Source organism: Streptomyces sp. NBC_01235, from assembly GCF_035989285.1.
Classification (GTDB): Bacteria; Actinomycetota; Actinomycetes; order Streptomycetales; family Streptomycetaceae; genus Streptomyces.
Window position 1 is genome coordinate 3,614,776 of the sequence record NZ_CP108513.1, and the last position, 13,322, is coordinate 3,628,097.

Annotated in this window: 12 protein-coding genes; 5 read left to right on the forward strand and 7 right to left on the reverse strand. The window is 73.2% G+C overall.

The genetic code is table 11. The features are described 5' to 3' along the window. Nucleotide 1: 1 nt before the first annotated feature. Entirely contained in the window at nt 2-1,492 is a 1,491-nt protein-coding gene (locus OG289_RS15790; RefSeq protein ID WP_327314653.1) for an RNB domain-containing ribonuclease, read from the reverse strand. Nucleotides 1,493-1,570: 78 nt separating this feature from the next. Between OG289_RS15790 and yaaA the strand changes: the two genes are divergently transcribed. Continuing rightward, entirely contained in the window at nt 1,571-2,362 is a 792-nt protein-coding gene (yaaA, locus tag OG289_RS15795) for a peroxide stress protein YaaA (protein WP_327314654.1), read from the forward strand. A gap of 116 nt (nt 2,363-2,478) precedes the next feature. Next, the gene (gene eda / locus OG289_RS15800) at nt 2,479-3,213 is read left to right on the forward strand and encodes a bifunctional 4-hydroxy-2-oxoglutarate aldolase/2-dehydro-3-deoxy-phosphogluconate aldolase (RefSeq protein ID WP_327314655.1); all 735 of its coding nucleotides are present in this window, start codon (nt 2,479-2,481) and stop codon (nt 3,211-3,213) included. Here eda and OG289_RS15805 read toward each other — a convergent pair. The 3 genes from OG289_RS15805 to OG289_RS15815 are packed head-to-tail and all read right to left on the reverse strand — an operon-like array spanning nt 3,185 to nt 6,599. Beyond that, entirely contained in the window at nt 3,185-4,891 is a 1,707-nt protein-coding gene (locus OG289_RS15805) for a bifunctional RNase H/acid phosphatase (protein WP_327314656.1), read from the reverse strand. The two genes, eda and OG289_RS15805, sit on opposite strands and share 29 nt — an antisense overlap. A gap of 32 nt (nt 4,892-4,923) precedes the next feature. Continuing rightward, nucleotides 4,924-5,667: a zinc ribbon domain-containing protein gene (locus OG289_RS15810; RefSeq protein WP_327320688.1), complete on the reverse strand. Its 744-nt coding sequence runs from the start codon at nt 5,665-5,667 to the stop codon at nt 4,924-4,926. Next, nucleotides 5,664-6,599, reverse strand: coding sequence for a Nif3-like dinuclear metal center hexameric protein (locus OG289_RS15815; protein ID WP_327314657.1), 936 nt, complete (start codon nt 6,597-6,599; stop codon nt 5,664-5,666). Before OG289_RS15815 ends, OG289_RS15810 begins: the two co-directional genes overlap by 4 nt. A 195-nt stretch (nt 6,600-6,794) precedes the next feature. Between OG289_RS15815 and OG289_RS15820 the strand changes: the two genes are divergently transcribed. Further along, on the forward strand, nt 6,795-8,042 hold the full coding sequence (locus OG289_RS15820; RefSeq protein WP_327320689.1) for a hypothetical protein: 1,248 nt from the start codon (nt 6,795-6,797) through the stop codon (nt 8,040-8,042). Between the two features lie 97 nt (nt 8,043-8,139). After that, nucleotides 8,140-8,322, forward strand: a complete 183-nt coding sequence (locus tag OG289_RS15825) for a hypothetical protein (RefSeq protein WP_327314658.1) — start codon at nt 8,140-8,142, stop codon at nt 8,320-8,322. Nucleotides 8,323-8,425: 103 nt separating this feature from the next. Here OG289_RS15825 and OG289_RS15830 read toward each other — a convergent pair whose 3' ends face one another. The 3 genes from OG289_RS15830 to OG289_RS15840 are packed head-to-tail and all read right to left on the reverse strand — an operon-like array spanning nt 8,426 to nt 11,415. Next, entirely contained in the window at nt 8,426-9,436 is a 1,011-nt protein-coding gene (locus OG289_RS15830) for a 3-oxoacyl-ACP reductase (RefSeq protein ID WP_327314659.1), read from the reverse strand. A gap of 15 nt (nt 9,437-9,451) precedes the next feature. After that, nucleotides 9,452-10,528, reverse strand: a complete 1,077-nt coding sequence (locus OG289_RS15835; RefSeq protein WP_327314660.1) for a Zn-dependent alcohol dehydrogenase — start codon at nt 10,526-10,528, stop codon at nt 9,452-9,454. A gap of 29 nt (nt 10,529-10,557) precedes the next feature. After that, a complete protein-coding gene (locus OG289_RS15840; protein ID WP_327314661.1) occupies nt 10,558-11,415 on the reverse strand; it encodes a MaoC/PaaZ C-terminal domain-containing protein in 858 nt (285 codons plus the stop codon). Nucleotides 11,416-11,764: 349 nt separating this feature from the next. On the opposite strand from OG289_RS15840, the gene OG289_RS15845 reads away from it, so the two are divergent. Beyond that, on the forward strand, nt 11,765-13,303 hold the full coding sequence (locus tag OG289_RS15845; RefSeq protein WP_442818903.1) for an ATP-binding protein: 1,539 nt from the start codon (nt 11,765-11,767) through the stop codon (nt 13,301-13,303). The last annotated feature ends 19 nt before the right edge of the window (nt 13,304-13,322 follow it).

Here is a 13,322-nt window from a genome sequence, read left to right on the forward strand (position 1 = left end):
GTCACGCGGGCGCGAAGCGGATCGTCGGCGCCGCCGGATCGGCCTCCGTGAGGCGGACGCGCAGCCGCTCGCCGAGCGGAAGAGGAGCGCCACCGCCGACGCCGTCGCCACTGTCGATGCGGCCGATGACCGCCGGGAATTCCAGTTGGACGGTGCCGACGGTCGGCCGGTGCTCCTCCACGTCCACCACGTAGCCGTCGAACACCTCGCCGACCCGGTCCTTCAGCAGCGCGGCCTCGACGATGTCGACGCAGCCGCGCTCGACGGCGTTCGCGCGCCGCCCGCCCTCCGCCATCTCCTTCGGCAGGGCGTCGAGCGCGGCGAGCACCCAGTCGGGCGGGGCGTGGCCTGCGACGGCGGCGAGGCAGAGCTCGGTGGCGTGGCGGTCGGCGAGGCGGCGGAGCGGGGCCGTGCAGTGGGTGTACGGGGCCGCGACGGCGGCGTGGGTGGTGATGCCGGGGAGCTTCCCGTCGCGGAAGACGGTGTAGCCGGCGCCCCGCAACAGGGTCGTGCACTCCTGGAGGAAGGCCGCGTGACGGGGGTCGTGCGGGTCGAGGGAGCGAATGAGCTGCGCGTACGAGACATGGTGCGGCCAGTCGATGCGCAGGGCGTGCGCGGTGCGGCGCAGGCGGCCGACATCCCCCACTCTCGAATTCACTCGAGCGGGGGGACCCCCATCGTCGGGAGCGGCGGGCAGCGTGCGCAGGACGCCCGTGCCGGAGGCGAGCATCAGCTCGGCCGCGGCCATCCCGGTGAGGAGGGAGAGCTGGGCGTTCCAGCCCTCGGCGGGCAGCGGGGCGCGGTACGTCAGCTCATAGGTGTGGTCGTGCTCGACGACCTCCTGCTCGGGCACATCGAGGGAGATCCCGCCCCGCTCGGCTTCGAGTCGCTCCCGCAACTTCCCCACGACGGGCAGGAGTTGGAGCGTTCCCTCGGCGGTCCCCGCGTCGATCTGCCGCTGCACGCCCGCGTAGTCGAGCTTCGCTCGGCTGCGGACGAGGGCGCGGCGGACGTCGACGGCGAGGGTACGGCCGTCGGCGTCGAGGTCGACGGTCCACAGGGCGGCGGGGCGGACCCGGCCGGGCAGCAGACTGGCGGCGCCCTCGCTCAGCACGGCCGGGTGCAGCGGGACCTTGCCGTCGGGGAAGTAGAGGGTGCTCACCCGGCGGTGCGCCTCGGCGTCCAGCGGTCCGCCGGGGACGACGAACGCGGCGACGTCGGCGATGGCGTACCGGACGCGGTAGCCGGTGCCCTGCCGGGAGAGGTGCAACGCCTGGTCGAGGTCGGTGGAGGCGGGAGGGTCGAGGGTGAGGAAGGGGATGTCGGTGGCGTCGTACGAGGGGAGCGCCGGGGCCTTCGCGACCCGCTCCGCCTCGGCGAGGACCGCGAGCGGGAAGGCGACCGGTGCACCGAGTCTCGTGCGCAGGGCGGTGAGGGCGGCCCGGAGGGGGGCTTCGGGGGCGCCGGTCACGCGGATGTGGCGGCGGGGCATGCAACGAATGTAGGACCGGGGCGGCCTCGCGGCACGTCGTACGCTGGCGCGGCAGAGCTCTACCGAAGGAGATTTCCCGTGCTGGTCCTGCTGCCTCCCTCCGAAGGCAAGGCGTCCTCTGGACGTGGCGCCCCGCTCAAGCCGGAGACCCTCTCCCTGCCGGGGCTCGGCGCCGCCCGCGAGGCCGTCCTCGACGAGCTGGTCGAGCTGTGCGCGGCCGACGAGGACAAGGCACGCGAGGTGCTCGGGCTGAGCGAGGGGCTGCGTGGCGAGGTCGCGAAGAACACGGAGCTGCGCACGGCGGGCGCGCGGCCGGCCGGGGAGATCTACACGGGCGTCCTGTACGACGCCCTCGGCCTGGCCTCCCTCGACGCCGCGGCGAAGAGGCGCGCGGCTCGGTCGCTGCTCGTCTTCTCGGGACTGTGGGGCGCCGTCCGGGTGACGGACCGCATCCCGTCCTACCGCTGCTCGATGGGCGTGAGGCTGCCGGGGCTGGGGGCGCTTGGCGCGCACTGGCGCACGCCGATGGCGTCCGTGCTGCCCGAGGCGGCCGGGGACGGGCTGGTGCTGGACCTGCGGTCGGCGGCCTACGCGGCCGCGTGGAAGCCGAAGGGCGAGGTCGCCGGGCGGACGGCGAGCGTGCGGGTGCTGCACGCGCCGACCCGGAAGGTCGTCAGCCACTTCAACAAGGCGACGAAGGGGCGGATCGTCCGGAGCCTGCTGACGGCGGGGATCGCCCCCAAGGGCCCGGCGGAGCTGGTGGAGGCGTTGCGGGACCTCGGGTACGTGGTGGAGGAGCAGGCACCGGCGCGGGCGAAGGCCGGGGCGACGGCCTGGACGCTGGACGTCCTGGTGGACGAGGTGCACTGAGACCCGTCAGGTGCACTGGGGCCCATCAGGAGCACTGAGGCCCATCAGGAGCGTAGGCGTTGCAGCATATGCAATGACCTTTGCGCATATTGCGCGGCGAGGGCAGGATGAGGCGCATGATCTCACCGCTGCCCTCCTCTTCGGCTGCCTCGGTACTGGATATGGCCCCGGTCGTCCCCGTGGTGGTCGTCGAGGACGCCGCCGACGCGGTACCGCTGGCGCGGGCGCTGGTCGGGGGCGGGCTGCCCGCGATCGAGGTGACGCTGCGGACGTCGGCCGCGCTCGACGCGATCCGGGAGATCTCCGGGTCGGTGCCGGAGGCGGTCGTCGGGGCCGGAACGGTGATCACACCGGAGCAGGTGACGGCGTGCGGGGCGGCCGGGGCACGGTTCCTGGTGAGCCCCGGCTGGACGGACGTCCTGCTGACGGCGATGCGGGCGTCCGGGCTGCCCTTCCTGCCCGGGGTGTCCACCACGTCGGAGGTAGTGGCCCTGCTGGAGCGGGGGGTGCGGGAGATGAAGTTCTTCCCGGCGCAGGCGGCGGGCGGTACCGCCTACCTCGGATCACTCGCCGGACCGCTCCCCCAGGCCCGCTTCTGCCCGACCGGAGGTATCGGCCCGAACAACGCGCCGGAGTATCTGTCCCTGCCCAACGTCGGTTGCGTGGGCGGGAGTTGGATGGTCCCGGCGGACGCGGTCGCGGCCCGGGACTGGGCGCGGATCGAGGGCCTCGCCCGCACCGCCTCGTACCTGGGGGCCGACCTCAGGACCGGCCCGAGGACCGGCCCGAGGACCAGCCCGAGACCCGACCTCACGGCCGGCCTCAGGGCCGAAGGTGGGACGTGTCGTTGAGGAGGCGGACGCTGGCGTTGCCGTCCGCGTAATACGCCACCGCCGACAGCGAGGCCGCCGACAGTTCCATACGGAACAGCGACTCGGGCGGGGCGCCCAGGGCGAGCCGTACGAAGGTCTTGATCGGGGTCACATGGGTGACCAGCAGGACCGTACGGCCCGCGTACGCCGCGACCAGCTTGTCGCGGGTGGCGGCGATCCGGGTGGCGGTCGCCGCGAAGCTCTCGCCACCGCCGGTCGGCTGGGCCTGAGGGTCGGCCAGCCAGGCGTTCAGGTCGTCGGGGTAGCGCTCACGGACCTCGCCGAAGGTCAGCCCCTCCCAGGCCGCGAAGTCCGTCTCGATCAGCCCGTCCTCGACGGTGACCTCCAGACCGAGGCGGGCGGCGACGGCGCCCGCGGTCTCGCGGGTGCGGGCGAGCGGGGAGGCGAGGATGTGCTGGACGGTCCCGCGCCGGGCGAGCGCGGCGGCCACCCGCTCGGCCTGCTCCCGGCCGACGTCCGAGAGGGAGGGATTGGTACCGCCACTGCCGGAGAATCGCTTCTGCGGGGTGAGCGGCGTCTCCCCGTGCCGCAGGAGCACGAAGGTGGCGGGCGCCCCGAGATCGGGAGCCGCACCCCAGCCGACGGAGGGGGTGGCGGAGGCAGTCGTGACGGCGGAGGGAGTGGTGGCAGCAGGAGCGGCGGCGGGGGCGGAAGGTACCGGGGTGGCGACGGTGCGGGCGGCACGGCGGTCGGCGACGGTCTTCGCCCCGGCCTCAAGAGAGGTTTCGGCAGCGGTTTTGGTACCGGTTTCCCGAACGGTTTCCGCACCGGCTTCCGTAACCGATTCCCGAGCCGCTTCCGCACCGGCTTCCGTAACCGATTCCCGAGCCGCTTCCGCACCGGCTTCCGTAACCGATTCCCGAGCCGCTTCCGCACCGGCTTCCGTAACCGATTCCCGAGCCGCTTCCGCACCGGCTTCCGTAACCGGTTCCCGAGCCGCTTCCGTGTCGGATTCCCAAGCGGTTTCCCCGCCGCGCTCCCGGGCCGTCTCCGCGCCCGTCCCCCGAAGCGTTTCCCCACCGGTTTCCCGGGCCGTCTCCGCGCCCGTCCCCTTGGCCGGGCGCCCGGAGTCCTGGGGCACTGGGCGGGCCTGGGCCAGGGCCGCGCGGGCCCTTGCGGCGCCCGCGGCGGCGTCGCCGGGCGGGCCCGAGGGCGCCGGGGCGGCCGGGGCCGCGGCGGTACGGGCGTCGAGCGCGGCCCGCGACGCCCCGGCGTCCCACTGCTCACCCCGCTTGCCCGCGTCCATCGCCTCGTTCGCCAGGCGGTCGGCGTGCTTGTTCTGCTCGCGCGGGATCCACTCGTAGGTGACCTGCCCGCGCGGGAGCATCCGGGCCGCCTCCGCGGCGAGCGGCTTCATGTCGGGGTGCTTGATCTTCCAGCGCCCCGACATCTGCTCGACGACCAGCTTGGAGTCCATGCGCACGCGCACCGTGGCCGACGGGTCGAGTTCCCGGGCAGCCCGCAGGCCGGCCAGCAGCCCCCGGTACTCGGCCACGTTGTTGGTGGCGATGCCGATGTACTCGGCCCGCTCGACGAGGGTCTCCCCCGTCGCCGCGTCGATCACCACGCTGCCGTAGCCCGCGGGCCCCGGGTTGCCCCGCGACCCGCCGTCGGCCTCGACGATGAACTCCCGCACGACGTAAGCCCCTTACCGCTTGAGACGACCGACTACAGACCGGACTCGGACGTACGCACCAGGATGCGCCGGCAGTTCTCGCACCGGACGACCGTGTCACGCGCGGCCGAGCGGACCTCGTTGAAGTCGGTGATCGAGAGCTCCTGGCGGCAGCCCTGGCAGGTGCGCTGGGAGAGCTTGGCCGCGCCGATGCCGCCCTGCTGCTCGCGCAGCTTGTCGTAGAGCTTGAGCAGGTCGGCGGGGATGGACCCGGCGATGACCTCGCGCTCCTTCGTCACCGTGGCGGCCTCGCCGTCGAGCTCCTCGAAGGCCGCGTCCCGGCGCGCGGTGGCGTCGTCGATCTTCCCCTGGACGGAGCCGACGCGCTCGGTCAGCTCGGCGGCCCGCTCCTGCGCGGACTCTCGGCGCTCCATGACCTCCAGGACGATGTCCTCGAGGTCGCCCTGGCGCTTGGCGAGGGAGACGATCTCCTTCTGGAGGTTCTCCAGGTCCTTCGGGGAGGTGACGGCCCCGGAGTCGAGCCGCTGCTGGTCGCGGGCGGCGCGCTGGCGCACCTGGTCCACGTCCTGCTCGGCCTTGGTCTGTTCGCGGGCGGTGTCGCTCTCCTCGGTCTGCGCGGCCACGAGGAGGTCGCGCAGCTGGGTGAGGTCCTTGGTCAGCGACTCGATCTCGGCGTGCTCGGGCAGGGACCTCCGCTTGTGCGTGAGCTGCTGGAGCCGGACGTCGAGGGCCTGGACGTCGAGGAGTCGGATCTGGTCGGCGGGCTCGGCGTTCAGTTGGGGGCTCCCGGTGTTTCGGTGGAAGAGGAAAGGGTGCGCGAAGCGGTCGCTGGAAGGGTGCTGGTGGGCGACGGGTGGGCGGACGCCGCGTGGGCGGTCCAGGGGTCGGTGACCGTGCGGGAGACATGGACCCTGAGGTCCCATCCCCTCCGGTCGGAGATCTCGTCGAGCTGGGCGGCTGCCAGCTCGCACCAGGGCCACTCGGTGGCCCAGTGCGCCGCGTCGAGCAGCGCGAGAGGTGAGTGGGCGCCGTTGTCGCCGTGGGCGCGATCCGCGATGAACTCCGACGCCGGGTGGTGGCGCAGGTCCGCGGTGAGGAAGGCATCGACGCCGGCCGCGCGGACGTGGTCGAAGAGGCTGTCGCCGGACCCGCCACTGACGGCGACGGTCCGCACGACCGCCTCGGGGTCGCCGGCCACCCGGATGCCCTGGGCGGTGGCGGGCAGCCGCTCGGCGGCCCGGGCGGCGAACTCGCGGACGGTGAGCGGATGGTCCAGCTCGCAGACGCGGCCGAGCCCGCGCCGCCCCTCGGGGTCGCTCGGATCCGGCACGAGGGGCCGTACGACCCGCAGGTCGAGGGCGCCGGCCAGGGCGTCGCTCACCCCCGGGTCGGAGGTGTCGGCGTTGGTGTGAGCGACATGCAGGGCGATGTCGTTCTTGATGAGGGTGTGCACGACACGGCCCTTGAAGGTGGAGGCCGCGACGGTCGTCGTCCCGCGCAGATAGAGCGGATGGTGGGTGACGAGCAGACCGGCGCCGAGCCGCACGGCCTCCTCGACGATCTCCTGGACGGGATCGACGGCGAACAGAACCCGGGAGACCTCCTGCTCGGGGTCGCCCACGACGGTACCGACCGCGTCCCAGGACTCGGCCCACTCGGCGGGCCACAGGTTCTCCAGCGCGGCGATGACTTCAGACAGACGGGGCACGGGGCAAGGCTACCTGGCCGTTCTGCGAGCCCGTACCGGTGCCGCCGATGGGGGCCGGGCCGATGCACACCCCTTCCGCGCCCCTCAGGCGAATCGCTTCTGCACCACTCTTATGAGGGAAGTGGACCGCCCGTCGGCCCCCGGCCCGCGCGTACGAAAACTAGCTTCGTGGCTGGAGGTGGCGGAACGATGACGATGCCGGCCTGTGCGATCGAGCCCACCGCGGCGGACGGGGAGACCCCCGAGACGCCCGTGGCCCCTGTGGCCCCCGAGGCCCCCGACTCTCTCGTCAGCAGCAGCGCCGGGCGTACGCCGCCGCATGCGGACTGCGTGATCACGGCGGACGGCGCCTACGCCGCACGCCTCGCCCGGGCCGGCGACTCCTGGTTCCCGGAGCGCTGGACCCTGGACGGCCCCGAGCCGTACGCCGTACCGCTGCCCTGCAACCAGCCCGAGGAGCCCGGCACGGAGGTGCAGCCGATGGCCGACGGCCGGGTCCTGATCCGGCGGCCGACCGACGGACGGCACGCCTTCTCGCTGCTGTACCCGACCGGCCCCGGCACGGGCGAGCTGCCGCTGGGCGCCGTGGAGTGCCCGGACGCGGGCACTCGGCTGCGTCTGCTTCCCCCGGCCCCCTGCGGCGAACGGGCGTACGCCCTGGCCGTCGGCCGCTACACGACGACCCTGTGGCTGGTCGCGGGCGGCGCCTTCGGCCCCGAGCACCTCGCCGAGATCCCCGGCCGCTGCTCGGGCGGCGTCTGGCTGGACCGCACGGGCCGGATGCTCGCGCTGGACCGTGAGGTCGCCGGCCGGACCAAGGCGATCGTGGTGGACCTGGAGCGCGGCGGCGAGGTCTCACCGCTGCTTCAGATCTCCGCCGACAGCGACGACCGTCTGCTGCTCGCCGACCCCGACAGCGGCCTGCTGCTCATCGGCTCGGACGCCCCCTCGCCGGGCGAGACCCGCCTGGGCTGGGGGGTCCTCGGCAGCACGCTGCCGGTCCGCTTCCCGGAGTCCCTGCACCTGCCCGGCCGTGCCCTCACCCCCTTCGCGATCCAGCCGGGCCAGATGCTCGTGCCGGAGGCCTGCGCGGTGGCGCTCCGCATCGACGGCCCCTTCGGCACCTGGGTCGGCGTGTGGCGCCCGGCGGACCGCCGACTGCACCAACTCGCCGCCCCCACAGGCTGGTTGGCGGGCAGCGGGCTGTGGACACCGGCGGGCGTCCTGCGTCTGCCGTACGCCACGGAGGCGGAGCCCTGCGGGGTGGCCCCCCTGTCGGCGCCGATCACGGCCCCGCCCTCGCCCTCACCCTCGCCCGGTCCCTCCGAGGAAGCCGCGCCCCTCGAAGCACCGTCGGCGCACGAGGGATCGGCGTCCGCGCCTCTCGCCCCCCGCCCGATCCCCCTCCAACAAGCCCCCCTCGACAGCCTTGTAACGAAGTAGCTGCGGTTGGCGTGGCCGCCTGGATTCGCCACGCGGTGTGCTGGATAAAATCACCCGGCTGTAAAGAAAGATCATGTTGACGGGGTGAACTTTTCCGATGAGCGACGCAACCACGATGCAGCCGCTGTCCGCCGACTCCCAGGAGACGGCCGGTCACGGCCGGCACCGGGGCCCGGTCTCGTCCCACGACGGCGACTCGGCCCCGCACGGCCGGCACCGCAAGCCGGCCGAGAACAGGTCCGAGAGCAGGTTCGAGGACAAGGCCGAAGCGGCTGCCTGAGCAGTACCGCGGTACACCGAAGGGGGCTCCGGACATCCGGAGCCCCTTTTGCATGCCCCCCGCCGCGTGGCCGCTGCGTGCCCGCTGCGTGACCGCGTCGGGCCTACCTCGTCCGCCTCTCCCCCTCCTCCCGCCGCAGCCCCAGCACCTCCGCCGCCGCGAACGTCTCCCCCTGCGGCCGGTCCGCGTAGTGCGGGGCGAGGACGGCGTCGAGCTCGTCGTAGGTGAAGGCTTCCTGCTTGCTGTCGAACTTCGCCCGGACACGCGGCCGTTCTACGACGGCGACCATGCCGCCGTGCACGACGAGCAGCTGCCCGTTGATCCGGGCGGCGGCCGGCGAGGCCAGGTAGCCGACCAGCGGGGCGACATGCTCGGGGGCGAGGGGGTCGAGGCCGCCCTCGGCCGGCTGCTCGAAGCCGGCGAAGACGTCCTCCGTCATCCGGGTGCGGGCGCGCGGACAGATGGCGTTGGCCGTCACCCCGTACTTGGCGAGCGCGAGCGCGGTGGACGTCGTCAGCCCGACGATTCCCCCCTTCGCCGCCGCGTAGTTGGGCTGCCCGGCCGAGCCCGCCAGGAACGCCTCCGACGAGGTGTTCACGATCCGCCCGTACACCGGCCCGCCCGCCGCCTTGGACCGCTCACGCCAGTGGGCGGCGGCGAAACGGGTCGTGTTGAAGTGACCTTTGAGGTGGACCCGGACCACCGCGTCCCACTCCTCCTCGGCCATCGAGAAGACCATACGGTCGCGCAGGATGCCCGCGTTGTTGACCAGGACGTCCAGCTTGCCGAACTCCGCGACCGCCAACTCGACCAGCTGACGGGCCTGTTGGAAGTCCGAGACGTCCCCGGTGTGGGCGAGCGCGGTACCGCCGGCCGACCGGATCTCCTGCGCCACCTCCTCGGCGGGACCGGCCGACGCCTCGCCCGACCCGTCCCGCCCGGCCTGCCCGTAGTCGTTGACGACGACGGCCGCGCCCAGCCGGCCCAACTCCAGCGCCTCGGCCCGGCCGAGCCCGCGCCCGGCGCCGGTGACGATCGCCGTCAGCCCTTCGAGCGGCAGTGGAAGTGACCGTGACGTTGACGTTGACGTTGACGTTGATGATGACGGTGACATCCGGACGGCCGCCCCTCAGATCTCTATGCAGGTACGGAGCGCCGCCCCCGTACGCATCTGGTCCAGTGCCTCGTTGATCTCGGCGAGCGGCACGCGGTGGGTGATCAGGCCCGACAGGTCGATCCGGCCGGCCCGCCACAGGGCGATCGTCCGCTCGTAGGAGCTCAGGACGTCCCCGCCGCCGTACATCGAGGGCAGGATCCGCTTCTCGTCGAAGAACAGCTCGAACATGTTGAGTTGCAGGTAGTCGTCCAGGGCGCCGGCACCGACGACGACGAGGGTGCCGCCGCGCCGGGTGTTCTCGTAAGCGGTGCGGGCGGTGGCGGAGCGGCCGACGACCTCGAAGACGTAGTCGAACCCCTCGCCGCCGGTGACCAGTTGCTTCGCGCCGGGCAGCTCTTCCGGCGAAACCGCCTTCGTGGCACCGAAGTTCAGCGCGGACTCCCGGCGTGAGGCGACCGGGTCCACGGCGACGATCTCGGCGGCGCCCCTGAGCCGTGCGCCCTGGATCGCGGAGATGCCGACGCCACCGCAGCCGATGACGGCGACCGACGAACCGGCCTCCACGTCCGCAGTGTTGAGCGCGGCGCCCAGGCCCGTCGTCACCCCGCAGCCGATGAGCGCGGCGATGTCGAAGGGGACGTCGTCGGGGATCGGGACCGCGCAGCCGGCGTCGACCACGACCTCCTCGGCGAAGGTTCCGGTGCCGGCCATGCCGAACAGGTCCCCGGCCGCACGGCGGAAGTTGGGCGTACCCGCGTTCATGAACCCGGCCAGGCACAGCTCGGTCTGGCCGCGCTTGCACGCGGGACACGCCCCGCAGGCCGGCAGCCAGCAGACGACGACCCGGTCGCCGGGCTTCACCCGGGTGACGCCCTCCCCCACCTCCAGGACCTCGCCCGCGCCCTCGTGACCCGGCACGAACGGCGCGGGCTGCGGCAGCACCCCGCTCATCGCGGACAGGTCCGAGTGGCACAGCCCCGTGGCCCGCACCCGGATCCTGACCCGTCCGGGGCCGAAGCCCACCGCCTCGACGTCGTCGAGGACCTCCAGCTTGTCCTGACCGATCTCGTGCAGTACGGCTGCGCGCATGGTGCGGCTCCCCTCAGGTCATCCAGGGTTCAGGAGTGTTCGACGATCGTGTCGGCGAGGACGGGCGCGTCGTCCCGCTCGAGGGCGCTCACGGCCACCCGCACCCCGCCCTCCCCGCGCCACATCCGGATGCGCAGGGTCTCGCCGGGATACACGACTCCGGCGAACCGCGTGGCGTACGACCGCACCCGGGTCACGTCGCCGTCGAGCAGGGTGTCGACGACCGCCTTGAGGGTGATCCCGTAGGTGCACAGGCCGTGCAGGATGGGCCGCTCGAACCCGGCGAGTTTCGCGAACTCGGGGTCGGCGTGCAGCGGGTTGTAGTCGCCGGAGAGACGGTAGAGCAGGGCCTGGTCCTCGCGGACGCCCCGCTCGACCACCTTGTCGGGCTCGCCGACGGGCGGTTCGAGTCGGGCGGACGGGCCCCGGTCGCCGCCCCAGCCGCCTTCGCCCCGGACGAAGATCTGGGCGTCGTTGGTCCACAGCGGCCCGTCCGCGTCCGCGACCTCGGTACGCATGACGAGAAGGGCGGCCTTGCCCTTGTCGTACACGGCGGCGATGCGCCCGGTGGCGGTCGCCCGGCCCTCCGCCGGGAGGGGACGGTGGATCTCCAGGCGCTGTCCGCCGTGCAGGACACGGGCGAGGTCGACGTCGATTCCGGGCATGGACAGTCCGCTGATCACACCGGGTGAGCCGGCGCCCGCGACGGTGGCGAAGCTCGGCAGCACGTGCAGCCGGGACTCCAGGGTGTAGCGCAGCTCGTCGGGATCGGTCGCGGGGATGCCGGCGCCGATGCCGAGGTGGTAGAGCTGGACCTCCTTGCGGGTCCAGGAGATCTCGCCGGAGCGGGGTGCTGCGGCGAGCGCCTTGGCTGCGTCGATGGGCATGAAGCTCCTGGTTGCTCGGGTCGATCGGATCGCTCAGAGACCTCGGCACGGCCGTCCGCACCGATCGGCCGCACCGAGGTCGTGACGGGGCCGCGGAACCCGCCCGCTCTAGAACGCGTTCCAGTGCGGCGACCCCCTGTATAGCCCAGGCCTCGGGACTTGTGAAGACACCTGACCGGCGATACCTGACGGCACGTCAGAAACGCCTGCGATCGGCCACCGATGACATTTGTCCTGGCCGGGTGCGTACTTCCGGCTCTGCCGCGGGCGGGCCCGGACCCGTAGCGTCGAGGACAGCCACACCGCCGTGGAGCGGTGGGTACGCAGGAAGGGAACGGGGGACGGGAACATGAAGAGGTCGTTCGAGGAATGGCGGCGCGCACGGGCGTGCCGCCGGGAGGCCTGGCGCTCGGCATTCCGGGATGCGCGGGAGCGGCGCCGGTACTGGCAGGACGACAAGCAGCGCCTCAAGGCCGAGTACCGGGCCGCCCGCAAGGCCGGGCACCCGGGCGGGCACCGGGCGGGACAGGTCCCCGAGGACCCGGGCCCGCCTTCCAACGGCTTCTCCCTGATGCCATGGCTGCTGATGGGGATGGGCGCCATCTCCAACCTCTTCCACGGCGAGACGCCGAACCCGTGGATCGGCGGCCTCGGACTGCTGACGTTCAACTCGCTCTACATCTACGTCACCTTCCGCGCCTTCGTGAAGGAGGCCCGCGAGGCCGCTTCCACGCGGGTGGCGCTGGCGCTGATGGGCCTGGTGACCTGCGGTCTCGCCCTTGCCTACGGCGACAACTGGCTGCTGTTCTTCCCGCTGCTGGGCCTCGCGACGGGCGCGGTCCTGCGCGGCCCCCGGCTGGGCGCCGTCGGTATCGCCGTGGCCGTCCTGGCGGGGGTGGTCTCCTGCGTCCACGACGGTTGGGACGGACTGACCATCGCCTACGCCACCTGGATCTCGACGATGGTGACGGCCGCGATCCTCTCCCTCTCCGAGGCCGTACGGGAGCTGCGCGCCGCCCGCGAGGAGCTGGCCCGCCGGGCCGTGGAGGAGGAGCGGCTGCGCTTCTCCCGCGATCTGCACGACCTGCTCGGCCACACGCTCTCGGTGATCGTGGTGAAGTCGGAGGCGGCCAGGCGGCTGGCGCCGCGCGACATGGACGCGGCTCTCTCCCAGGTCACGGACATCGAGGCGGTGGGCCGCCAAGCGCTGACCGAGATCCGGGAGGCGGTCACCGGCTACCGCGAGGGCAGCCTGGCCACCGAGCTGGACCGGGCCCGCTCGGCCCTGACGGCGGCGGGCGTCGAAGCGTCGGTGAGCCGGTCCGGGCCGCCGCCCGAGCCGCAGACCGCGGCCCTGCTGGGCTGGGTGGTGCGCGAGGCGGTCACCAACGTCGTCCGGCACAGCGGCGCGACCCGCTGTCGGATCACCGTGTCGGGCGCCCCGGAGCGGGTCCGGCTGACGGTGACGGACAACGGCAACGGCGGCAGCGACAGCCGCAGCAGCGGCAACGGCAACGGCAACGGCAATGGCAGTGACCCGGATGCCGACGACTGCTGCGTGCCCGGCGGTGGCACCGGCCTGACCGGCCTGCGCGAACGCCTCGCGACGGCGGGCGGCTCGCTGACGGCGGGCCCGGAACCGCGCGGCGGCTTCACGGTCACGGCGGAACTGCCCGTGGAACTCCTGACGCACGCACACACGGCCGGGGGCGGGGACGGACACAGGGACGGGCACGGGGGCTGGGGTCGGGGCGAGGGCGGGGACGCGATGCGGACGTCTGCGGCACCGAAGCCCCCGGCACCGGCGTCCGCGGCACCGAAGCCCCCGGCGGGGAAGCCCACGGACAGTGCTCCCTCCGTGGCCGCCGGCCCTAACCTTGTGCCGTGACCGAGATGCCGGGTTGGCC

Bases quoted from the DNA above. Each gene is read 5' to 3' on its own strand.
- eda (WP_327314655.1), top strand. From the start codon at position 2,479: ATGATCTCACCGCTGCCCTCCTCTTCGGCTGCCTCGGTACTGGATATG.
- OG289_RS15790 (WP_327314653.1), bottom strand. From the start codon at position 1,492: ATGCCCCGCCGCCACATCCGCGTGACCGGCGCCCCCGAAGCCCCCCTC.
- OG289_RS15845 (WP_442818903.1), top strand. From the start codon at position 11,765: ATGAAGAGGTCGTTCGAGGAATGGCGGCGCGCACGGGCGTGCCGCCGG.
- OG289_RS15840 (WP_327314661.1), bottom strand. From the start codon at position 11,415: ATGCCCATCGACGCAGCCAAGGCGCTCGCCGCAGCACCCCGCTCCGGC.
- OG289_RS15835 (WP_327314660.1), bottom strand. From the start codon at position 10,528: ATGCGCGCAGCCGTACTGCACGAGATCGGTCAGGACAAGCTGGAGGTC.
- OG289_RS15830 (WP_327314659.1), bottom strand. From the start codon at position 9,436: ATGTCACCGTCATCATCAACGTCAACGTCAACGTCAACGTCACGGTCA.
- OG289_RS15820 (WP_327320689.1), top strand. From the start codon at position 6,795: ATGCCGGCCTGTGCGATCGAGCCCACCGCGGCGGACGGGGAGACCCCC.
- OG289_RS15825 (WP_327314658.1), top strand. From the start codon at position 8,140: ATGAGCGACGCAACCACGATGCAGCCGCTGTCCGCCGACTCCCAGGAG.